General features: G+C 50.6%; 19 protein-coding genes. 9 read left to right on the top strand and 10 right to left on the bottom strand.

All coding sequences use genetic code 11. The annotated features are described in order from the left end of the window. Positions 1-152: 152 nt before the first annotated feature. The 4 genes from B156_RS0101690 (at position 153) to B156_RS0101675 (ending at position 5,425) form a co-directional block, all read left to right on the top strand. Positions 153-1,340: a pyridoxal phosphate-dependent aminotransferase gene (locus B156_RS0101690; RefSeq protein WP_018617875.1), complete on the top strand. Its 1,188-nt coding sequence runs from the start codon at positions 153-155 to the stop codon at positions 1,338-1,340. Between the two features lie 47 nt (positions 1,341-1,387). After that, complete coding sequence (locus B156_RS0101685; protein ID WP_026260532.1) at positions 1,388-2,977, top strand: flavin monoamine oxidase family protein; 1,590 nt, start codon at positions 1,388-1,390, stop codon at positions 2,975-2,977. A gap of 50 nt (positions 2,978-3,027) precedes the next feature. Further along, positions 3,028-4,077, top strand: a complete 1,050-nt coding sequence (locus B156_RS0101680) for a Hint domain-containing protein (protein ID WP_018617873.1) — start codon at positions 3,028-3,030, stop codon at positions 4,075-4,077. Between the two features lie 649 nt (positions 4,078-4,726). After that, positions 4,727-5,425 carry a LuxR C-terminal-related transcriptional regulator gene (locus B156_RS0101675; RefSeq protein WP_245563662.1) on the top strand — a complete coding sequence of 233 codons (699 nt, stop codon included), beginning with the start codon at positions 4,727-4,729 and terminating at the stop codon, positions 5,423-5,425. A gap of 138 nt (positions 5,426-5,563) precedes the next feature. On the opposite strand, the gene B156_RS0101670 is transcribed toward B156_RS0101675, so the two are convergent. Further along, the gene (locus B156_RS0101670) at positions 5,564-6,004 is read right to left on the bottom strand and encodes a YybH family protein (RefSeq protein ID WP_245563661.1); all 441 of its coding nucleotides are present in this window, start codon (positions 6,002-6,004) and stop codon (positions 5,564-5,566) included. A gap of 527 nt (positions 6,005-6,531) precedes the next feature. Here B156_RS0101670 and B156_RS0101665 point away from each other — a divergent pair. Then, complete coding sequence (locus B156_RS0101665; RefSeq protein ID WP_040584928.1) at positions 6,532-8,556, top strand: tetratricopeptide repeat-containing sensor histidine kinase; 2,025 nt, start codon at positions 6,532-6,534, stop codon at positions 8,554-8,556. Next, complete coding sequence (locus B156_RS0101660; protein ID WP_018617869.1) at positions 8,522-9,163, top strand: response regulator; 642 nt, start codon at positions 8,522-8,524, stop codon at positions 9,161-9,163. The genes B156_RS0101665 and B156_RS0101660 overlap by 35 nt, the downstream gene beginning before the upstream one ends. A gap of 21 nt (positions 9,164-9,184) precedes the next feature. On the opposite strand, the gene B156_RS0101655 is transcribed toward B156_RS0101660, so the two are convergent. The 3 genes from B156_RS0101655 to B156_RS0101645 form a co-directional block, all read right to left on the bottom strand. Further along, positions 9,185-10,306 (bottom strand): T9SS type A sorting domain-containing protein, encoded by a 1,122-nt coding sequence (locus tag B156_RS0101655; protein WP_018617868.1) that lies wholly within the window; start codon positions 10,304-10,306, stop codon positions 9,185-9,187. A gap of 37 nt (positions 10,307-10,343) precedes the next feature. Continuing rightward, positions 10,344-11,522, bottom strand: a complete 1,179-nt coding sequence (locus B156_RS0101650; protein WP_018617867.1) for an AIR synthase related protein — start codon at positions 11,520-11,522, stop codon at positions 10,344-10,346. Between the two features lie 87 nt (positions 11,523-11,609). Beyond that, positions 11,610-12,575: a Gfo/Idh/MocA family protein gene (locus tag B156_RS0101645; RefSeq protein WP_018617866.1), complete on the bottom strand. Its 966-nt coding sequence runs from the start codon at positions 12,573-12,575 to the stop codon at positions 11,610-11,612. A gap of 103 nt (positions 12,576-12,678) precedes the next feature. Between B156_RS0101645 and B156_RS0101640 the strand changes: the two genes are divergently transcribed. Then, entirely contained in the window at positions 12,679-13,530 is an 852-nt protein-coding gene (locus tag B156_RS0101640; protein ID WP_018617865.1) for a DUF481 domain-containing protein, read from the top strand. 68 nt (positions 13,531-13,598) lie between these two features. Then, positions 13,599-13,913, top strand: a complete 315-nt coding sequence (locus B156_RS0101635) for a hypothetical protein (RefSeq protein WP_018617864.1) — start codon at positions 13,599-13,601, stop codon at positions 13,911-13,913. Positions 13,914-13,937: 24 nt separating this feature from the next. Here the strand turns inward: B156_RS0101635 and B156_RS0101630 are convergent, their stop codons facing one another. The 5 genes from B156_RS0101630 to B156_RS0101605 all read right to left on the bottom strand — a co-directional run bounded on the left by B156_RS0101630 (position 13,938) and on the right by B156_RS0101605 (position 18,987). Further along, positions 13,938-14,762, bottom strand: coding sequence for a LysM peptidoglycan-binding domain-containing protein (locus tag B156_RS0101630; protein WP_018617863.1), 825 nt, complete (start codon positions 14,760-14,762; stop codon positions 13,938-13,940). 12 nt (positions 14,763-14,774) lie between these two features. Then, positions 14,775-15,257, bottom strand: a complete 483-nt coding sequence (gene purE / locus B156_RS0101625; RefSeq protein WP_018617862.1) for a 5-(carboxyamino)imidazole ribonucleotide mutase — start codon at positions 15,255-15,257, stop codon at positions 14,775-14,777. Positions 15,258-15,420: 163 nt separating this feature from the next. Further along, positions 15,421-16,629 carry a DUF1501 domain-containing protein gene (locus tag B156_RS0101620; RefSeq protein WP_018617861.1) on the bottom strand — a complete coding sequence of 403 codons (1,209 nt, stop codon included), beginning with the start codon at positions 16,627-16,629 and terminating at the stop codon, positions 15,421-15,423. A gap of 90 nt (positions 16,630-16,719) precedes the next feature. Then, positions 16,720-18,156: a DUF1800 domain-containing protein gene (locus B156_RS0101615; RefSeq protein ID WP_018617860.1), complete on the bottom strand. Its 1,437-nt coding sequence runs from the start codon at positions 18,154-18,156 to the stop codon at positions 16,720-16,722. A gap of 351 nt (positions 18,157-18,507) precedes the next feature. Beyond that, on the bottom strand, positions 18,508-18,987 hold the full coding sequence (locus B156_RS0101605) for a hypothetical protein (protein WP_018617858.1): 480 nt from the start codon (positions 18,985-18,987) through the stop codon (positions 18,508-18,510). 671 nt (positions 18,988-19,658) lie between these two features. Between B156_RS0101605 and B156_RS0101600 the strand changes: the two genes are divergently transcribed. After that, a complete protein-coding gene (locus B156_RS0101600; protein WP_018617857.1) occupies positions 19,659-20,612 on the top strand; it encodes a sugar phosphate isomerase/epimerase family protein in 954 nt (317 codons plus the stop codon). Between the two features lie 92 nt (positions 20,613-20,704). On the opposite strand, the gene B156_RS0101595 is transcribed toward B156_RS0101600, so the two are convergent. Beyond that, a complete protein-coding gene (locus tag B156_RS0101595; protein WP_018617856.1) occupies positions 20,705-21,475 on the bottom strand; it encodes an SDR family oxidoreductase in 771 nt (256 codons plus the stop codon). Between the last annotated feature and the right edge of the window lie 69 nt (positions 21,476-21,544).

Below are 21,544 nucleotides of genomic sequence, written 5' to 3'. Positions count from 1 at the left end.
CTTTGAATGTTATTGGCAGAATAATTTATAAGTGTTTTAGCGGAAAAGGCGTTTTTTTATCCTAATTAATCCGTACTTTCACAAAACCTTAGGTGTTAAGGAGTTATCTTTGGTTTTCTATCATTAAATCCTTAATAAATCCAAAAATCATCATGTCATCACAACTAAATCGCCGGGACTGGCTACGGGCTAGCGGTCTTCTTACGGCAGGTTTCGGTTTGAGTCGGTTTACATCCGCAGAAGCGGCTACTCCTACTGCTCCACTCGTTTCGGGCTTTACCAATGAGTTCGCTTTTGCCGATGATCCGTTCGACAAAATGCCGAAACTCCGGGCGCGGTTGTTTGCCAACGAGAATCCACTCGGTATCTCGGCCAACGCCAAAGCAGCCCTGATAAAAGCAACGGAAGTAAGTAACCGGTATGCCTGGACTGAGTTCGGACAATTAAAAACGATGATTGCTGCCGACGATATGGTGAAGCCGGAAAACATTATGCTGTCGCCCGGATCGTCGGATGTACTGATGGCTGCTGCCGATTACTTTGCCAAAGGTGAGGGGACTATCCTGACCAGTGCTATGACCTACGATGACCTGCTGCAGCGGGCCACTAAGTTTGGCGCCAAGGTGGAGGCATTGCCCATGACCAAAGACTATAAATATGACCTCGCTGCCATAAAAGCCCGCCTAACCGCATCGGCGGGCCGCCCCGACGTAAAACTGGTCTACATCGTTAACCCCAATAACCCAACCGGCACGATTCTACCAACAGCTGAACTGGAGGCTTTTTGCCGCGAAGTTGCGCCCAAAGTACCGGTCTTCATCGACGAAGCTTACATTGACTTCTATGAACCCGCCGACCGGCCTAAACTTGGCAAGCTTGTAGCCGAGGGACTGAACGTTATTCTGGCCCGCACGTTCTCCAAAATTCACGGATTTGCCGGGCTTCGTCTGGGCTATGCCATTGCCCAGCCCGACATGCTCAAAACGCTGCATGCGTACACCAACGCCGAATTTGCAGTGAGCATCACAACCCTGATGGCCGGTATTGCCAGCTATAAAGATACCGACTGGCAGAATCACTGCCGGGCCGAAAACGCCAAAGCCCGCGATTACACCACTAAGACCCTTACCGACATGGGCTACGAGGTGATTCCAACGCACGCGAATTTTATGCTGTTTCCCATTCGTATGAAAACCAAAACCTTCGAGGGGCAGATGTTTGCTCAGGGAATTGGTATCCAGACCCGCGACTTCAACGGGCAACCCTACTGCCGGGTCAGCATCGGCACGATGGACGAGATGGCCATTTTTGTGGATGGCTTCAAAAAGGTAGTCGGTTAGTATTAGGAGTGCGGTCCTCGTTCTGCACTCCTCACCCCTGAAAGAAAATGACTCGAAGAGACTTTATCAACGCTACCAGTGCCAGTTATGCTAGTTTGTTAGCCTGGGGAATGTTGCAGCCCGCGCCCACATCGGCCCTGAACTTACCCGCTAATGGGAAGGGAATTGATGGCAAAGGCCGGAAGGTAATTATTTTGGGAGCCGGTCTGGCCGGTATGACAACGGCTTACGAACTGGGTAAGCTAGGCTACGATTGCACCGTTCTGGAAGCCCGCTCCCGCTCTGGTGGCCGGGTCTGGACCATCCGGGGGGGTACCAAAGAAACGGAAATGAACGGGGGAGCCTCACAAACATGCTCCTTTGGTGATGGCCTGTATTTTAACGGCGGAGCAGCCCGCATTCCGCACCATCATCAGCTAACTCTGCAATACTGCCGTGAGTTGGGCGTGCCGCTGGAAATGTTCAATGGCAACAACGAAGCCGCCTACCTGTACAATAACCGCCCAGACGATGCTACGGGCACGGATACGTTGGCGAATCGACGGGTTCGTATCAAAGAATACCATAACGACATGCGCGGCTACACCGCCGAACTGCTCGCCAAATCCCTCGACCAATCGGCCCTGGATCAGCAACTGACTAAAGAGGACATTGAGAAGCTGGTCGATTTCCTGAAGAATGAGGGCGACCTCAATACGGCTCACCTCTACAAGGGCACCAACAGGCGCGGCTACAAAGGCAAAGCTGAGCCGGGGGCGGGCACCCTGCCCGGTGAGGTAACCGACCCATTCGGCCTCACGGATTTACTCCGGTCGGGATTCATGCAGCCCGTTTTTTACAATGTTGGCGATTACATCTATGAGCAGCAAACCACGCTCATGCAGCCCGTCGGCGGGATGGATGCCATTCCCAAAGCACTGGAGAAAAAACTAACCAACAAGATAATTTTCAACGCTCCCGTAACGGAGCTCCGCAAGACCGAAAACGGCGTTCGGGTGGTGTATCAGCAGGCGGGTAAGCCCGTTGAGCTAACGGGTGAATTCTGCGTATGTACGTTACCGCTGCCCATGCTTAAAAATATCGAATCCGATCTTTCCGGAACGGTGAAGCGGGCCGCCGACTTTGTGCCGTACATTAAAACGGGAAAAATTGGTCTGCAATTCAAACGACGGTTCTGGGAAGAAGACGACTGGATTTACGGGGGCATTTCTCGGACCAACATGGATATTAACCAGATATGGTATCCGTCGTTCGGTTTCCAGGGGAAGAAAGGCGTGTTGATTGGGTACTACAATTTTTACAGCCGGGCCGAAGCCGTGGGTAGCCTGCCCATAGCCGACCGCGAGAAACTGGCACTGACGCAGGGGGCAAAAATTCACGCGCAATACCCGGCCGAGTTCGAGAATTCATTTTCGCTGGCCTGGCACCGTGTTCCCTACACGGGTGGCGGCTGGGCTACGTATGATGACAGTACCCGTAAAAAATACTACCCGGCCCTGCTGGAAGCAGATGACAACATATACTTTGCCGGTGAACACACCACGTACCTGACCGCCTGGATGGCGGGTGCCTTCACCTCCGCCCACCGTGCGATAGAAGCCATTCACGCCCGCGTGGGTGAATATACGAAGAAATAAATTTTATTTTACGACTGCCCGGCACGCCGGATTCCATAACAAACAACCTCATGAGAAATAACCTGCTATCGTTCCTGGTTTTCCTTTGCTGTGCCATTACCACACAACTACTCAGCCAGCGCGTCTGGGCCGAAACAACGCCATTCGGGAAGTCTTCACCAGTTGGATACAAAAGCGATGCTGACCCGGCTGGCATGACGCTCGAACAACTAAAAGCAATCAAAGCCATCAAGATTGCCAACCTCGACAAAGACACCTATTTCAAAGCGGATGGGTTTATTCTGGACCGCTACGAAGAACGCCCGGCCTATGTGTTCAACTACACCGATGGCATTACCCGAAAAATTTACCTGTACAAAATCTTTTCGGCCGAAAATACGAAGGAGCTCGGCCTACTCGCCATTTACAAAAACGAGAAGTCGGGAGAGATAAAACCCTTCGTTATTCCCGGTGCCTCCGCCGACCGTAAAGCCTGGGATGCCTACATCGATGACCTCAAATACGTGGGCGAAAAAGAGCCGGGCCTGATGTCGACTCTTACCTTCGTACTCTCGCGCGAAATGGCCGGACTTTTGTCGGGTGGTGCGGGCAAATCGGATGAAGGCGGGGCAAAGAAAAAAGAAGAATACAACTTCTGTTTCGCCCCGGATGCGCCCGTGACCCTGGCCGATGGTTCTTCAAAAGAAATCAGCCGTCTTGCCGTGGGTGATATGGTACTGGGTTATAGCACTCAAACCAAGACGTTTACGCCTACTGCCATCACAAAGATAGAGCAGCATACCAACCGTGATTTCAAGCTGGTAGGTGTATGGCTGAGTGCCGTCCATGAACTCACCGCCGACACACGCACGGCACCCACAGCCCCTACGCTATTAGAAGCCACCGCCAACCACCCTGTACTGACCGCCACGGGCCGTAAAGCACTCGGCGATGTGAAGGCCGGTGATGTTTTGTATCGGTACGAACGGGGAACCAATCAGGTAGTTGCTTACAGCGTAGTCCAACTTGAGCAAAAAACGCGCTCGGTACAAGCAGTCTATAACCTAACCACCGAATCCGGTGCTTATCTGATAGGGGAAACTATCGTGTTGGATAAGTAACTTTCCGGCAGACTACCAGACTACCTCGTATAAAAGCAGTGCGGTAGCTATCAGGATGGATTAATAGCCGTCGTACTGCTTTTTATGCACTGTACTCACTAACACGAACAGGAATATCTCCTGCCAAACTAGCGCGTTGCTTAACCACATTGCAATCAGCCTTCCTCTTACGCAAAAAAAATACCCCAATGGGGTATTTTTTACGTAGAGATGGTTGTGTTTTCTTCCAACACTGTAAGTCGATTGACGGCTGTAACCAGCTTAGTCACAAAATCAAACAGCCGATTCGTACAAACGCGGACCATTGCGGAGAAAACAGATCATAGTATGGATAGATTGAAAAATGTTTATTTATCTTCGGTTTTTTGCGAAGTAACTATCGATAAGTAATTGGGCAATTTTATGATAAGAGTATCAAGGTTTAAAATTTTGATTATCAGTATTTTAACTCTTTTATTAATGCAATCTAATTCTGCGTGATTACTTAATAGGGGCGGGAGAATAAAGTATCAATTACCCTGACTTATTCCTGCAAATCTACGCCATGCCCAGACCTGTGTCAACTGAGGAAAAACGCAGGTTTCCCAAAAATGTACGCTAATTATTCACATCATTTAGTATGAATGCCCCGGGCGATTATTCAAAATCAATGATTACAGCCACACCGGCTGATTTGACCAGTAAGCAGTATTTGGAATACAAAAAAGCCATTCAGCGTTTTCCCGACGAAGCCATTTACGTCTACTCATTCAGGGAAAGCAGAATGGTGTACGCCGACGGCTGGGAAGAGATTCTGGGGTACAGGGACGACGAGATAAATATGCTGACTATCGTTACGATTACCTCTCCGGAGTACGCGCCATTTTCGGGGGAATTAAACGACAAAGCCCTGAAATTTATCCTGACCAAAACTGAACACCTCGACCAATACGGGTTTATGATTGAGGTGAAAAAGATGCACAAAAATGGGAATCCGATACCCATCATTGTCAAAGTAGGCGTATTCAAGTCGGAGAATGGACGAGTCACCGAAATTATTGGCCGCAATCAAATCAATCATAGTATCAGCCTAGGAAACGTAATGCGCTATGCCGCGTACGGCCCCGACAAGTCGGCATTTGAAGACGAGTTGAATAAAGAGTTATTCCGGCATTACGCTATTTCGAACAAAGAAAAGGAAGCGCTGACCCTGGTGGCAAAAGGGTACGCATTCAAAGAAATTGCGCATTCCCTCAACGTATCACAGTCGGCTATTGAAAAGAGAATTCTGCCTATGTACAAACGCTTCGACGTGAAGAGCCTTGCCCACCTGATAACATTTGCCTACGAAAACCACATCCTCCCCTAACGCGCCTTTTTTGCCGGGAGTTTACGCCAGAATGCCATCATTAGAAACACCAGTATCCAGCAGCATTTTCTGCTGGCATTCACAACCAACCAGGTGATGGCTCAGTTTTTAGACTGAGTCACCACATTCTCGTAAAGGCTATTTCGCAGCTACGCTGCTGTTCCAGATGTCGCGGTAGAGTTTCCAGTTACCCCCTTCATTTTTCCATACCACCAGGTATTTACCGTTATCCATCGGCTTACCGTCGGTACCGGTCAGCGTGTAAGCACCTGTTTCGATGATACAGTCACCCGCCTTTTCGGTCTGGGTCGTTTCCAGCGTTGCATTCTTTATTCCCATATTAAAAGCGCCTTTCCAGAATGGGCCAATGGCCGTGCTCCCACTAATCATCTCCCCATTAGGAGGAAAGAGCTGGGCATCACTCGCGTAAAACTTACCCATGTCGGTAGCACCCTGGCTGAACGCCTGCATGAACGTTTTGTTGGCACTCAGGATAGCGGGGTCAATCTTTGATGACTGGGCATGGCTAAGTTGGCAGAGGGTAACCATTAGGAGAAGAGATAGACTATACGTTTTCATTGCTGTAAGGAATATATGAAATGGTGAATAAATAAACCCGTTTATAGGACAGAAAGGATTTTACTGTAGGCTGGTGGCTGCCATTGCATCCGTTGGGCCGATGGTTCAGAACCTTTATAGGAAACTACCCGCATGAATAAAAAGTAAACAAACTGGTACTAAGCTGAACCAGGAAAAAAATGTGTGTTCCTGAGTTTGACTGGTTGATATGAACAGAAATGAGAGAAGGTAAAACCCCGTTGTCAGGTAAACCTTTACCCATGCCAAAACTCGCGGGCTAGATGGGGTTGAACAAGGGGAAAATTACCCTAATAAATGGGAAATCACCCGTATTTTCTGGCCCGGAAACGGGCAAAAATCAGGAGAGGGGTCATATATAAAAAGGGTGTGGATAGAATGATAACCGAACAAAGGTCGCCCCATAACACCCAACCTCGCAATACCCCGAAAGGGGTATTTTTTTAAGTCAATAAATCTACGTGCTTTGCTTGGTTCTTACGCCGGCAAGTTGTTCCGTTATGCACATAATGAGGTCTTTACTGCTGCTTATCATGCTGGGTTACCAGTGGCAGTGCGTACATGCCCAGAAACTTCCTCCTTTTGTCGTTGATCGCCGGATGGATAAACTGTATATGGACAGTATTTCTTTACTGGTCAGGCAACAATACCAGCGGGCACTGGCCAGCCCCACCAATACGCGTACTGATACCACTCGCTTTGAAGCCCTCTATTATTTGGGCAGGCTTTATAGCTGGTGGGAAAACAGGAAAGACAGCAGCCTGTATTTTGCCGATGCGTTACTACAGCAGGCTCGCGCCCGGCAAAATGTTGAGTTTACTGTAAAAGCGTTATTGATCAGGGAGTTTTATTACCGCGATTTCCGTACTGATTATCCCGAAGCCCTTCGGCTCAATTATCAGGCCAGAGAAGTGCTCTTGAAAGCCCGACAGGACCCTAAGCTCCTGTGGCGAATTGAGCTGAACTTAGGGGAATTATATACCTTATCCGGCGACTATGATAAGGCCCTACGCTTTCTGGAAGATGCCCGAACGCTGCTCGCTAAAGGTAGTGGTGTCAGCCCACAAACTACCGTGGCTTATCAAGCTGATATCGAAGAAAAACTGGGAATTATTTACGAAGACCAGATGAACTTCCGGGAAAGTGAGCACCATTATTTAGCTGCCGAACGGATTTTGCGGGAAACCGGTATGGGGGCAAAAACAAATCTGGGCTTTATTTACGAAGTATTATCGGCTCTTTACCTGAAAATGCAGGACTATGAACTGGCGCTTACCTACGCCAAAAAAGCAGAGCCACTCTGGAAAAGTCTGCACGAACCCATTTCTATCACAACCAATTGGTCCATCCTGGCTATGGGCTATGCGGGTACGGGGCAGAATGATCTTGGGTTGCAATACGCCCGGAAAGTGCTGACCCACAAATACCCAACGCTCTCAGCCCGTCAGCAGGCTTATTTGGCCACCCATAAAATTTATGAAAACCGGCAGGATTGGCAGCAGAGCCTATTTTATTACAAACGGTACGTGGCTTTAGCCGATACCGCCCGCAACGCTGTTCAAAGCAGGAAACTGGCTTCCATGAATCAGAAAAATGAACTCGACCAACTCACCCTACAAAGACAACTGGAACAGCAAACCTTTGACAGCGAAACCCGGCAGCAACAGCGTATCCGGCTATGGCTGTTGATTGGCCTAACCATGCTCCTGCTATTTACCGTAGCCCTGGGTCTCTCTTACCGAAAAATTCAGCGGCAACGACGGCAAATTCAGCAACTCAACAGGGGGCTGGAACAAACCGTACAGGTCCGAACAGCCGAGTTAGTTACGGCTAATGACGAACTGCGCCGGGCTAATCAGGCCATTCGCGAAACGGATGCCCGCATTATCCAAACACAGGAAGCTGAACGCCAGCGCATGGCTGCCGATCTGCACGACGACCTCGGGGGTACGCTGTCCACCCTGCGCCGTCGGCTGGCCGATATTCGATCGCAGTTGCAGGACCCCGGGTTGGCCCGCCAGTTCGATGAACTGGAACCGCTGATACAGAAAAGCAGCACCGATCTCCGTCGTATTGCTCACAACCTCATGCCGCCCGAATTTACCCGCCTTGGCCTGCATAGTGCTCTTGAGCAATTGGTCAATAGTCAGCCTGTACAGCCTACGCGCTTTTCTTTCATCACATCGGGTACCGAACATACACTCCCTGCCGATACCGGGCTGAACGTGTACCGGATCGTATCCGAGCTGATTCAGAATATTAACAAACACGCTCAGGCTAAGCGGGCGGCTGTACAACTCCTCTACCACCCCGACCGGTTGACCATTACGGTAGAGGATGATGGACTGGGTAATCGAGTGATTAATTCAACAAATAAACCTATGGGAATTGGTTTGAAAAACAGTAATTTACGGGCGGAATACATTGGAGCGACCCTGTGGCGTGATGCAAGTGAAGGGGGGACATTGGTTGTTCTTGATGTTCCTTTCGAAACGCCCGATGCTTCAACAACCGACCCGGATTCTGCTGATTGACGATCATCAATTATTCAATGACGGTCTGCAGAGTTTGCTCAACGAGCAACCCGACCTAACGGTTTGCGGACAGGTGTTTCAGGCTGGTAAAGCGCTCACGGCTATCCAGCAAACAAGCCCGAATCTGGTACTGCTGGACGTGAATATACAGGGCACTAACGGCATTGACCTTGGCAAAACCATTCTCGATAATTTTTCCGGAATTCGGGTGCTGATGCTAACGATGTACAACCACCCCAAACTGCTGGACGAAGCCCGGCGATTGGGGTTGCACGGTTACCTGCTCAAAGATGCCTCCACTACCGATCTGCTAAACGGAATCCGAACCGTGCTAGCCGGAAATACGTATTTCGACCCGAACGTAACCCACTCCCATCCACCAGCCAACGACCCCTTTGGCGATGATTTTGCCCGGCGGCTAAACCTCACCTTCCGGGAAGTTGAAATTATCGCACTGATTCGGGAAGGCCTTAATAATGAGCAGATTGCCGACCGAATTCACCTGAGTATCGAAACTGTCAAAACGCACCGCAAAAATATTTACTTCAAACTGGGCATTAACAAAGTATCCGACCTGGTTCGGTTCGCTATTGAACACGGTATTTAAAACAGGCTGCCAAAATTCCAGCTAGCGAACTAGTACCGTCAGCGTGCGTCGCTGGTTGTTTGTAGTAATCTCCAGCCAGTAAAAACCTGCCGGTAGCGGGTAAACAGGGCGGAAGTCAGCTTCGCCGGGTGTGCGCTGTAGTTGTCCGCCAACAGATTGCCCGGTAATAGTCAGCAAGCGGACGCGGGCATCGTCGGCGTTCCAGAGCCGGAGGTGAATGCGGTCTGCATCGGTGGGATTTGGGTATACGGTCATCACGGGTTCGCTGGCCCGGATAGTGGCCGCAACGGGCTTAAAAACCTGCGTAGATCCATCCCGGTCAACCTGTTTCAGGCGGTAGTAGTTGATGCCGGGTTGGGGGTTCAGGTCAGTCAGGCCGTAGTATTGCCGTTCATCAGTAGTGCCTTTGGCGGCAATATCTCCAACCGTTTTGTATTCGGCCAAATCCAGACTGTGTTCAACCCTGAACTGGCCGGCATTAATTTCCTGCGTGGTAGCCCACGCCAGTTGAACGCGGTCCCCATCGGGTTTAGCCGTAAAATAGAGTAGCGTTACGGGCAGAGGAGCGGTCGTAACGCTACCATTGACTATAAGGTCATCGAGCCGTAACGCACCACCACCATTTGGAGGACACCCGTAAATTCTGAACGTAACCGGCCCCGTTTGGTTGGCGAAGGAGCCGCCCAAACCGACACTTACCTGCTGAAAACTACTGGAAACACCTTGTTGAGAAAGGTCATTACTAAAGCCATCCAGACTGGAACGAACCCGTACAGCCTGGGGACCGGTGTTACCCATTGCACTAACCGAGTGATTCACATAAAATGTTAGGCCCGTCAACGTTATTCGTTGACCATTCAGGGGTTGAACCGTTACCTGCACGTACTCGCCAAAATTGCAACCACCGGTTTGTGACCAGTTGATTAAGTTGACTGCCTGTCCATTCTGACCAGCTACGTAACCAGACCCGGCCGTTACCCCACTTGGTGCTACGCCCACAAAATCAGCTCCACCTGTACCAACGTTTGGGTGACTGGCACTCCCACCCGGGTTACCATCAAACGGCCATACTGCTGAGAAAGTAGCCTGTGCCCAGGTCGTAAGCGGCAGTAATAACCAACAAAACAGGTAGACAAACCGCATAGTCAGGCAATCAATTATTGCCGTAAGCTACACAAAATCAGTAGATAAACGTACCCACCTCACTCGTAATCGTTACCGAACGCCGACCCGGCTGCTTCCCGGAATAGGCTTCTACCCGACCAATCACCTGGGCATCGACGCCAAACGACCGGGCAATCTCAATAACGCGCGGGGCGTGTTCTTCAGCCAGGTACACTTCCAGCCGGTGTCCCATATTGAAGACTTTGTACATTTCCTGCCAGCTTGTGCCGCTTTCGGCCTGAATAAGGCGGAACAGGGGCGGTATGGGAAATAGATTGTCTTTAATGATGTGCAGGTTGTCCACAAAATGCAACACTTTCGTTTGTGCCCCGCCGGAGCAATGCACCATACCATGTAGCTGCGGGCGAAGTTCGTCCAGCAACACCTTCGCTACCGGGGCATACGTCCGCGTGGGCGACAAAATCAGCTGGCCTACTGTGAGTCCGGTGCCGTCAACCGTATCCGTGAGTGATTTGGAACCACTGTAAATCAGGCTCCGGTCAATAGCAGGATCGAAACTTTCGGGGTATTTATTCGCCAGCGTGTGCGCCAGTACATCGTGCCGGGCGGAGGTCAGGCCATTGCTGCCCATACCGCCGTTATACTGGGTTTCGTACGTAGCCTGCCCAAAGGATGCCAGCCCAACAATGACATCGCCGGGTTTAATTTGGTCGTTGCTGATAACGTCATCACGTCGCATTCGGGCAATAACGGTGCTGTCCACAATGATAGTACGGACCAGATCGCCCACATCGGCGGTTTCGCCCCCGGTGCTGTACACCTCAATGCCATGAGTGCGCAGTAGCTGCAAAACTTCTTCAGTACCACTGATAATCTCGGCAATCACTTCGCCCGGAATCAGGTTTTTGTTCCGGCCGATGGTAGAGGACAACAGCATGGGACCGGTAGCCCCCACGCAAATCAGGTCGTCGGTATTCATCACGACTGCATCCTGCGCAATACCCCGCCAAACGCTCAGGTCGCCCGTTTCACGCCAGTACATGTAGGCCAGAGACGACTTGGTTCCGGCTCCGTCGGCGTGCATGATGGTGCAGAAATCCGGGTCACCCGCCAGCGTATCGGGCACAATTTTGCAGAACGCTTTGGGGAAAAGTCCTTTGTCGAGTTGGGCAATAGCGTTGTGAACGTCTTCTTTACTAGCGGAAACTCCGCGCTGGGCATAACGGTCAGTCATGCGGCAAAGGTAAGAAAAGGGGCGGAAAGGAGGAACGGGCAGATTTCCCCTGCCAATCCCTCTTTCCGCCCCTTTTCATTTTCTCTCTTAATAAACAATCCCCGCTTCAGCCCGGATTTTGTCCAGCAGTTCCATCAGGTTCAGGCTATCGTCCAGTGACCAGAAGGGGCTTTCAGTTTTACCCTCGGTCAGGCACTGCATCACATGCTGGGCTTCATAGTCATACCCGTGGGTTTCCCGGTCAAAATCGAATGATTTTTCTGGCTGCTCCGCTTGTATGAGCGTCACGCCTTTATTTTCGTGAAACCGGCTATGAATCCGAATCTGACCGGTTTCGCCCTGAATCAGGCCAATGCAGTCCGTATCGGCCAGCAAGGTGCTATCCAGCAGCGCTAACTGACCATCGGCGTAGGTCAGCACCATGCCGCACTGCTCATCCACACCCGTCGTCCCGAAAATAGCCGATGCTTTAATGGTGGTTGGCTTTCCCAGTATCAGGTACGACAGGAACAGGGGATAGATACCGATATCCAGCAGCGACCCACCACCTAACTCTTTGTTGAACAGTCGATTGTCAGGTACAAAAGGTGCTTTAAACCCGAAATCTGCCTTCACTGAAACGACCTTACCGATAGCACCCGATTGGCTCAATTCCAGCGCCTGTCTGATACCGGGCATAAACCGGCTCCACAGAGCTTCCATCAGGAAAACCTTCTTTTCCCGCGCCGTTTCGACCATTTCCCGCACCTGTTCGCTGTTCATGGCAAAGGGTTTCTCACCCAGCACCGCTACGCCACCATTCAGCAGCATCAGCACGTTTTCGTGGTGTTTGACGTGGGGCGTAGCCACGTACACAATGTCTAAATCGGGCAGAGTAAGGAGCTGTTCGTACGAGCCAAAAGCATGCGGAATAGAATAAGTTTCGGCAAACTCATTAGCGCGTTGCTGGTCGGTTGAGGCAACGGCATACAGTTGGGCATCGGGTACGGTGAGCAGGTCCTGCGCAAATTTATGAGCAATGCGTCCTGGACCTAAAATTCCCCAGCGAGTCATAATAAAGGGTTTATTCGTTAGCAATAAATCAAGAAAATGACCCTCGGGTCAGTCGCCAAATGTACCTTTTTTTTAAGTTGCGGATTCAACAAGGCTTTTTTCAGTGAAAAACTACCAGTCGTTTGTCTTACTTACTGTTTTTCTTTTCCTGGGTGGATTAGCAAACGCCCAGATTGTGGAACAGCCTGACCCATTGCGTCCTTCGCTTTCCGACTCGGTAAAAACCAGTAAAACCGATACCAGCAGAACCGCTACGGGCCAGATAAAAATTGATACGATTGTGGTTAAGAATCCCGTCGTGCATGTATTCCGGTATCGGTTCACGGCCGATGGGACCATTACAGCCGGGAATGTGGATCGGGCACTGCTGCAACTGACCAGTTCCGTTGACTACCGGTTAAGTAATTATTTCAGGTTATCCAGCAATCCATCTTTTGTGTATGGCAAGCAGAACGGCATCCTGGCTGAACGGGAGTATTTTGGCGATTTGCGGACAACCTACCGGGGCGAGCGACGACTGTATTACCTGGCCTTCGGGTCGTACGAGCGCAGTAACCTGCGACAAATTAATCGGCGGTTGACGGCAGCAGCGGGTGCTGGCTATAAACTTCTGAACCGTAAACGGGCATACATTTCTCTTACCGATGTGATACTCAGCGAAAGCACGGACTTCACCGAACTTAATGACATTTCTATTATTCGTAATTCAGCGCGTTTATTTGGGGAATACTCGTTCGATAACGACCGGATTAGGGTAACCCACACCGCTTTCTACCAACCAGCGTTAGGCCGGTACAACGTTCGGTGGAATGCCAGTTTGAGCGTTCAGCTAAAGATTACAGAGGTTGTTAGTTTGCGTTCTACTCTGGCCAATGCCTACGAGAGTCTGGTAGTGCCCGGCCGGAAAAACAACGATTTACGGTTCACCGTTGGCCTGACCTACGAGCGCAAGTGAGGTGTTCATTCCAACCTTTTCCTGTCGGATAGGGTCTGTTACATTGACAAACAGACGATTAGTAACTCATGAAATCATTTATCGCCGTTGGATGCCTGCTTGCGGCTTCAACCTGTTTCGCACAGCAAAGCTCCCGGGCAGTCGGGGTCGACTCGCTCAAAAACCTGGATAATATGCCGGTTATCAGGGATGGGGGCAACCCGGTGCCTATTCCTATCAGAAAAGGCGCTGGAATGGCCGTAGACATGCCCACCCGGCGAATGGAAACGCATGAAACACCCGAAGTTCTCTCCGGGAAAGGAGTAGAATTACTGGGGAAGCAATTTAAAGAGTTAAAAATAGACTCGTTAACTCGGATTAATCCGCGCAAAAAAAAGCTTTAGATAGAAGATAACCCTTTCCGGGCCTTACTGCTTATCAGGAAAGGGAATTACCAGTCGCTCACCCCGAGAGGCAATGTCCTTCGTTTTTTTGTTGGCCCGCATAATGGCTTCTTTGCTCACACCATATTTCTGGGCTACCACCCGCAGCACATCACCCGGCCCTACGGTGTGAACGGCCATAGCTTTCACGTTTAACTTCGTGATACCCGCTTTCACATCGCTTTCGGATACGCCGGGGTTGAGGGCCTTCAGGGTACTGAGTTTCATATTATACCGATTTGCTACCCCGTAGAATGTTTCACCAGACCCCACCGTGTACGTACTCGATACGCCACCGGGTTTGACGGTTACCTTTTCCACCGGTTTTTCGGCAACCGCTTCCGTCTTGGGTTTTTCGGCTTTAGGCTTCTCTACCGGCTTTGCTGCAACCGCTTTTTCCACCGGCTTCTCTACTTTTGGCTTCTCCGATTTGGGTTTCTCCGCAGTAGCAGGTTTCCCATTGGTAGTTTCGCGGTTGGCTTCGGCTACTTCTTCGGCAGCCGCATTCACTTCGGGTGCATCGGCGGGCGGAGCTGCCTGCGACAGGTCTACGGGGGCGGGTTGCGTGGCGTTGTCATCCCCTTCGGGCGCCATTAGCATCTCCGGGTCATTCTGCGCCAGTGGCTGTTGCGTTGTTGAATCGATGGCTACGTTAGTCAGTTCGTCGGAGCCATTCGTATCGTCGGTGATGTATCCGTATCCCACGTAAAGCAGCGCGGCAATAAGCCCCACCAACACCACCAGCGTAATGGCAGGCAGACTGGAGTTTCCGGTGGGCCGGGCGTTGGTTGTTTTGTTGTCAGTATCCATATCGTTCACTGGTTAGGGAGTCGTTAACTGTTGGCTCATCTGAGCCACTTTTTCTTTGAGATTTTCTTTAAACAGGGTGAGATTTTGTTCAACGGCGGCATCGTAGGTACCCACAATCTGCGCGGCCAGAATACCGGCGTTACGAGCACCGTTAAGGGCCATCGTGGCCACGGGTACACCGGAGGGCATTTGCAGGATGGACAGAACGGAATCCCAGCCATCAATCGAATTGCTGGATTTGACGGGTACCCCAATAACGGGAAGGGTAGTCAGTGAGGCAACCATGCCCGGCAGGTGAGCGGCCCCCCCTGCCCCGGCAATGATAACCCGTAGCCCACGGTCGCGGGCCGTTTTAGCGTAATCGACCATTTTTTCGGGTGTCCGGTGAGCAGAAACGATATCCATCTCCCACGCAACGCCTAATTCGGTCAAACTGTCGGCGGCCTCCTGCATGACGTTTCGGTCAGAGAGGCTACCCATTATAATACCTACCATTCACAAAATTAACCTGACTCTTTGCGAAATAACACACATTCAGGCATAATTTGAGCGTATAGCTGCTAAAATTTAATCCTGACACTGAAAAGGATACGCCAATCCGGCTATTGATGAAGCTGATATCCCGGATTGGCACTTTTACAAGGGCCAATGTCAACGCCTACACAATTTTGACCCCGTTGAATTTACGGCCCAGAATAGCTACATCGTCGACTCCAAGGTAGTCATGCAGGAGCGTGGCGTAGATTTGGCGAAAATCCACCGAATAGGTCAAATCGCCGTCGGTTAGTTTGCTCAGATTGGGGGCTTCGTTGAGCACGCGTTTGGCGGGTAATCCACCACCAATCAGAAAGACGTTATTCGCCGTACCGTGGTCGGTACCGTTGCTGGCATTCTGCTTCACCCGCCGACCAAACTCGGAAAAGGTCATGAGCATTATGTCATTCTGACGCCCTGCCGCTTTCAAATCCGTCATGAACGCCCCAACCGCTTCAGCGTATTGACCCAGCAGTCGTTCCTGCTGCCCCGGCTGATTGATGTGCGTATCGAATCCGCTTATCGACACGTAATACACGCTGGTATCTACCCCTGCCTGAATCAATTGTGATACCGTTTTGAGCCGGTTCCCCAATTCGCCATTCGGGTAGGTGGTATTCGTACCGGGCACCTTCGCCTTGTTGAACACATACTCCGCCGAAGATACCGTCTCGGCCAGGGTTTTGTACAGGTACGAGACCGTTTCCGGCTCGTTGGTTGAGTGCTCTTTACTCAGGTTGGTGACCAGATTACTCCGGGTCTGGCTGTAGAGTTTTTTGGGGTCCAGCATGGCCAGTCCGTTCAGGCTGTTGCCCTTCATGGCCAGACTAAGCGTATCATCGACCTCGATAGTACGGAACGGCTGCTGTGCCTTACCTGCGCAGGCAGCATCCAGATACCGGCCAACCCAGCCCGTTTGCAGGTACGCATCGGAATCACTGGCCGTTTGCCAGATATCCATCGACCGGAAGTGCGAGCGGTCGGGGTTCGGGTAGCCCACGTTATTGATGACCGTCACCAGCCCTTCGTCGTACAGGGCTTTCAGCGGAGTCATGGCCGGATGCAGTCCAATCTCGTCATTCAGGGTAAGCACCTTTTCAGGTTTGATGGCAATGGTTGGGCGTTCGCGGTAGTAGATATCATTCCGGTACGGTACAACGGTATTCAACCCGTCATTACCACCTGACAATTGCACGACAACCAGAATTTTACCGTTCGATGCGGCCAGTCCCTGACCCATCATCTGCGCTTCGTAGGCTTTTAGGAAATGCGGAATTAGCATTGTTCCCGCCGTAGTAAAAGCCGATTGTTTCAGGAATTTTCTGCGATTCATAATTGGTAAAGAGTGAATGAGTGAAAGCATGAATTAGCGAAAGGGGTTGTGTTTATCGTACACTCTTTCATTCATTCGCACTTTCACTCTTTACGTTAGTTGATACTCCGGCAGGCTCATGAGGGCTGCGGTTACCATACGAATCTGTTCAGAACGGGATTGCCCCGTTTTAGTCTGTTTCTCAATCAAAATACGCTGGTCGGGTCGCAGGGGGAAAGGCAGCAGGAAAGCCGCCAGGGCATCGGGTAACCCGGCATCGGTCGTTTTGGTGAATTCCTTCTCAAAATCGTCCCAGTTCACCGTTGTACGAAAGGTGGTTCCGCCTTTGCGGGCCAGCAACTGCGTGTTCACATCACCATCTTCTTTGGGCTGCACCGTCACTTCGGCCGTCTTGAGCACATAATTGGGCAACTGCATCCGGAACAACAGACTCGATGAGTCGATCCAGTTTTTACCGCCCGGCCAACCCGCCACGTTGGGCGGGTAGAACAGCAGTTGCCCCAGCGTTCGCTGCACAAAAATCTGCGGTTGTGGCTGGTCGAACTGCACACCCAGCGTGTGCCGTAACCCCACCAGTAACTCAACCGGCGACTTGATGTGAGCACCTATGTTTTTAGCGTCGTAAAACCAGTCGGCCATGAAGATGGTCTCCATCAGGGCGGCAATGTCGTATCCGTTTTTGTAGAACTGCTCGGCCAGTTGGTCGACTCGTTTTTTATCCTCCGTTTCATTCACAAAGAAGCGGTAGATTTTTGCCGTAATGAACCGGGCCGTCTGCGGATTTTCGAGCAGCATAGCAATAACGTCCTCGCCGTTGAACGTCCCCGTTTTGCCGAATATTTTTTTCTCTCCATCGTCGTGTACCTGCGCCCGAAAAACAAACTCACCTTCGGGCGTAAACTGCCAGCCCGTAAAAGCCCGGGCGGCTTCTTTAATGTCGAATTCGGAGTAGTTGCCCCGACCGAGCGTAAACAGCTCCATTACTTCACGGGCGAAGTTTTCGTTGGGGGCGTTTTTCCGGTTCTGCTGGTTATTCAGAAATTGCAGCATGGCCGGTTCTTTCGATGCCGCCATCAGCAAATCGCGGAAGTTTCCCAGCGCGTGCTCCCGGAGCGTATTGGCGTACTGCTGCATAAACAGCGGGTTTCGCCCCATGGTCCGGCAGGCGAAATGACCGTGCCAGAACAGAGCCATTTTTTCGCGCAGGACATCGGTACCGGAAACCATCCGGTCCAGCCACTGTAAATTCAGGTCGCGCACTTTCTGGGCGTTGGCTCGGATTTGCTCCCGGAGCATCTCCTTGTCGAGTTGTCCCTGGCGAAACATACCCTTCAACTGGCGTTTCGTTCGGTTCTCATCGGGCTCAACAACCTGCAAACTCGCTACCGATTTGCCGTTGCTCACCAGTTGGCGAACCACTTTCCTGAGCGTACTCCGGGAAGCCTCGTTCAATTCGGCGGGTGTGGCACCAAACCCGGCCCGGGCAAACAAATACCGCAGTTGCTGTTGCTTCGTTTGATGATTCATACCTAGTGGCCATTAACTATGCGGTGAGACAGTCTACTAACGTGAATGTTTAACCGGGCCATATTAAATTCTTATTTTAGGTTGTCGATCCCTGGCAAGACCACTCCTGGCAGGTTGGCTAAGCCGGGCAATGGGCGAAGGGTGGAAAAGCAAAGTCCCTACAAACTCAACGTGCAACTATACACCGCGAAGAACATCAAACGATTTAATGAAGACGCAACGGCGAAATACAAAAAGGCGAGGGGTGAACAAATTTATTACCCCTCGCCCTTTTTTGTATTATTTTAAGGAGGACCGCATAACTATCTTTATGTTATTTGATTAAAGACAGATTTATAGAAAGCAGTAGCCTTATCGTGTAGTGAAAATATTATATTCCTCCCTACTTTCCTGTGCTCTGATTAAATACACAAATAACCAAACGGCTATTACATTAACCGATATTTCCCATTGTTCTCCTGTATTGATAGAGAGATGGAACATAGATAAACCTATATTAGCTTTCATCTTAATGTCATCCAATACATTCACTCCGAAGGACAAGTAAATACCGGAGCAGTACTTGAAAAGAACAGAGCTTAAGCCAAACATAAGCACTTGCAACCCTTGATTAATTGCTGAAAAGAGTATTGCCTGTTTATAGTTTCGGAGAAGCCGCCAGCCGCATACAATCGAAAAACTAAATAATAAAATTCCTAGTACTACAACGATGGTTAAACTCTTAGATTGACCTTCTTCGGACAGTAAGGCCCATCCTACCATTAACCAACCAACGATACCACCGATAATTTGATAAAGCCCTATGTATCTTAACCTATCCGCTTTTTGCATTAATCGTGTGTTGTATAAGTGAACATTATGTAAAGCGGAGTCTGCGTCGCAGGCACATACTAATATACTATTTCGGGGGATGCCCAGTCTTCATGATGAGTGACGGCCGAAAAAGTATTCCTTAAGAAACAAGATTGCAAACCCAAACGTCACAACTGTGCCGATCAGGTGTACAACATCTACCCATCGAATGTTCTCAAAAATGGGACGACCTAGTAGGCTGGAAAGGTTGAAGCCTGCAAGAACTGTAAACACGAAGAACAGGAGAAGAGACCTGCGTCGATTTTTCATAGTTTTGGTGTATCAAGGCCGCATTAATAAGTGCTAATAAAGGCTATTTACCAATACTCCTTGCAGACTCTTTAGGCTACGGTGATTCTTGTTGTACAATCTAACGTTATGTTAATCAAATCAATATCTACACCATTAATCATTAACAGCTTCCGTTTACTGCAATAGACAATCACACTGGTAGCTCATTCAATGCAACAGACACCCAATCCACATTTCTGTCGGACATTGAACAGCCTATCAGTGAGCCGAAGTTAACCACTTTCAGTTACACCACCAACGAGTCTTTTGTGAGTCTAGATATGGATGCAGACAAGTAGGTTTAGGCCCATTTCCCGTTTACTGTAGTAGTCAAAAAACGCCTGAATTCTACCTCATTCATGTCACAATCCGTAACCCGTCGTCAAACGCTGGCTTTGTTAACTGCTTCTGCCGGCGCAACCCTGTCTACTACGTTGGCAACCGCCGAAACGGTATCGGCTGCCCCCACGGCTCAGTCGCCTTTTACCCTCTCCCTGAACATGAGTACCATTCGGGGGCACAAGTTGGGCTTTGTGAAAGAACTGGAAACAGCATCCAAAGCAGGCTTCCGGGCTGTTGAGATCTGGATTGAAACCTTGCAGACCTATCTGGCCAGCGGGGGCACCCTACCCGAAGCGCGTAAGCGATTGAGTGACCTGGGCATTACCGTCGAGAATGCCATTGGGTTCGCCCCCTGGATTGTGGATGATGAAGCCGCCCGGGCTAAAGGAACTGACCAGCTTAAGCGGGAAATGGACCAACTGGCCCAGATTGGCTGCAAACGCGTAGCTACACCCCCCATTGGTGCACAGTCGCCGGGAAGTCCCAAAATAGATTTGTACAAAGCCGCCGAACGGTACCGGGCCATTCTGGACATTGGTGACAAAACCGGCGTGGTACCGCAACTGGAACTGTGGGGTTTTTCGCCCAACCTGAACCGCCTGAGCGAAGTGATGTTTATCGCCATTGAAAGCGGTCATCCTTCCGCACGGGTACTGCTGGATATTTACCACCTCTACAAAGGTGGCTCCGGCAATACGATGTTGCCGCTGGTTGGCAAACCGGCCATCGAGGTGTTTCACGTCAACGACTACACCGCCGATCTCACCCGCGAAAAAATCACCGATGCCGACCGGGTATATCCCGGCGATGGCGTTGCGCCTATAAAGGAGACCCTGAAACTCATCAAACGGTCCGACAAGCCAATTGTGCTCTCGCTGGAAGTATTCAATAAATTATACTACGCCCAGGATGCGCAGGTAGTAGCGAATACAGCCATGGCCAAAATGAAAGCGATGGTGACGGGAGTGTAGGTATCGCAGACTTCAGTCTGCTAACAACAGACCGAATTGTAGTTGGAAAATTTAGCCGATGACTGGCAGACTGAAGTCCGCGATACCTTCTTTTAATACGCCCAGGCCATTAGTCCCCCATCCACCGAAATCGTCTGCCCGGTCACGTAGCCCGATGCGGGCATGCACAGGAACGAAATAACCGAAGCCACTTCTTCCGGTTCACCAACGCGGTTCATGGGGGTGCGTTTCAGGATACCCGCCAGCTTATCGGGGTTGGTCAGTACGGGCGTTGCCAGGGGCGTGTTGATATACCAGGGAGCAACGGCGTTGACCCGAATCCCATCCGAAGCCCATTCTACCGCCAGATTACGCGTGAGTTGCAGCATAGCCGCTTTGGTCATGCCGTATAATGACCCACTGCTGGTATGGGCTAATCCCGATACCGAGGATACCATGACAATCTTACCCATTCCTGAGGTCTTGACTAGTGGGTAAGCCGCCTGGGTTAGTTCATAGGCCGAACGCATATTGGTGTTCAACACGTGCTCGTAATCGGCCGGGCTATAGTCCACAGTGGGTTTTCGAATGTTCGTTCCGGCGTTGTTGACCAAAATATCCAACGCGTCCCACCGGTCGCTGACGGCCGCTATAACGGTATCGGCCGCACCCGGCTGACTTATATCTACCGCTACACCGGCAACGTCATGGCCCTGTTGCCGATAGGCTGCCAGCTGCTTCTGAAGCCGTTCGTTATCCCGCGCCACAATAAATACCGATGCGCCGAGGTCAAGAAACTGACGAACCACCGCTTCACCAATTCCTTTTGTACCGCCCGTTACCAGGGCGCGTTGGCCGCTTAGCGACCATAGAGACTGATTCATAGTAAGGTCTGGTAATCGTGTCTTTCTGCAAACCTACGCAGCGCACTTATGGTAATGTGCCCGCTCGCT

This window comes from Spirosoma luteum DSM 19990 (genome assembly GCF_000374065.1).
Classification (GTDB): Bacteria; Bacteroidota; Bacteroidia; order Cytophagales; family Spirosomataceae; genus Spirosoma; species Spirosoma luteum.
This window is presented reverse-complemented; position numbering and strand designations above follow the sequence as displayed.

Excerpts from the sequence above, each read along its gene's own strand:
- B156_RS0101635 (WP_018617864.1), top strand. The coding sequence starts at position 13,599 with ATGAAATCATTTATCGCCGTTGGATGCCTGCTTGCGGCTTCAACCTGT.
- B156_RS0101600 (WP_018617857.1), top strand. The coding sequence starts at position 19,659 with ATGTCACAATCCGTAACCCGTCGTCAAACGCTGGCTTTGTTAACTGCT.
- B156_RS0101615 (WP_018617860.1), bottom strand. The coding sequence starts at position 18,156 with ATGAATCATCAAACGAAGCAACAGCAACTGCGGTATTTGTTTGCCCGG.
- B156_RS0101645 (WP_018617866.1), bottom strand. The coding sequence starts at position 12,575 with ATGACTCGCTGGGGAATTTTAGGTCCAGGACGCATTGCTCATAAATTT.
- B156_RS0101680 (WP_018617873.1), top strand. The coding sequence starts at position 3,028 with ATGAGAAATAACCTGCTATCGTTCCTGGTTTTCCTTTGCTGTGCCATT.
- B156_RS0101670 (WP_245563661.1), bottom strand. The coding sequence starts at position 6,004 with ATGAAAACGTATAGTCTATCTCTTCTCCTAATGGTTACCCTCTGCCAA.
- B156_RS0101605 (WP_018617858.1), bottom strand. The coding sequence starts at position 18,987 with ATGCAAAAAGCGGATAGGTTAAGATACATAGGGCTTTATCAAATTATC.
- B156_RS0101690 (WP_018617875.1), top strand. The coding sequence starts at position 153 with ATGTCATCACAACTAAATCGCCGGGACTGGCTACGGGCTAGCGGTCTT.
- B156_RS0101595 (WP_018617856.1), bottom strand. The coding sequence starts at position 21,475 with ATGAATCAGTCTCTATGGTCGCTAAGCGGCCAACGCGCCCTGGTAACG.
- B156_RS0101620 (WP_018617861.1), bottom strand. The coding sequence starts at position 16,629 with ATGAATCGCAGAAAATTCCTGAAACAATCGGCTTTTACTACGGCGGGA.
- B156_RS0101675 (WP_245563662.1), top strand. The coding sequence starts at position 4,727 with ATGATTACAGCCACACCGGCTGATTTGACCAGTAAGCAGTATTTGGAA.
- B156_RS0101660 (WP_018617869.1), top strand. The coding sequence starts at position 8,522 with ATGCTTCAACAACCGACCCGGATTCTGCTGATTGACGATCATCAATTA.
- B156_RS0101650 (WP_018617867.1), bottom strand. The coding sequence starts at position 11,522 with ATGACTGACCGTTATGCCCAGCGCGGAGTTTCCGCTAGTAAAGAAGAC.
- purE (WP_018617862.1), bottom strand. The coding sequence starts at position 15,257 with ATGGTAGGTATTATAATGGGTAGCCTCTCTGACCGAAACGTCATGCAG.
- B156_RS0101685 (WP_026260532.1), top strand. The coding sequence starts at position 1,388 with ATGACTCGAAGAGACTTTATCAACGCTACCAGTGCCAGTTATGCTAGT.
- B156_RS0101655 (WP_018617868.1), bottom strand. The coding sequence starts at position 10,306 with ATGCGGTTTGTCTACCTGTTTTGTTGGTTATTACTGCCGCTTACGACC.
- B156_RS0101630 (WP_018617863.1), bottom strand. The coding sequence starts at position 14,762 with ATGGATACTGACAACAAAACAACCAACGCCCGGCCCACCGGAAACTCC.
- B156_RS0101665 (WP_040584928.1), top strand. The coding sequence starts at position 6,532 with ATGAGGTCTTTACTGCTGCTTATCATGCTGGGTTACCAGTGGCAGTGC.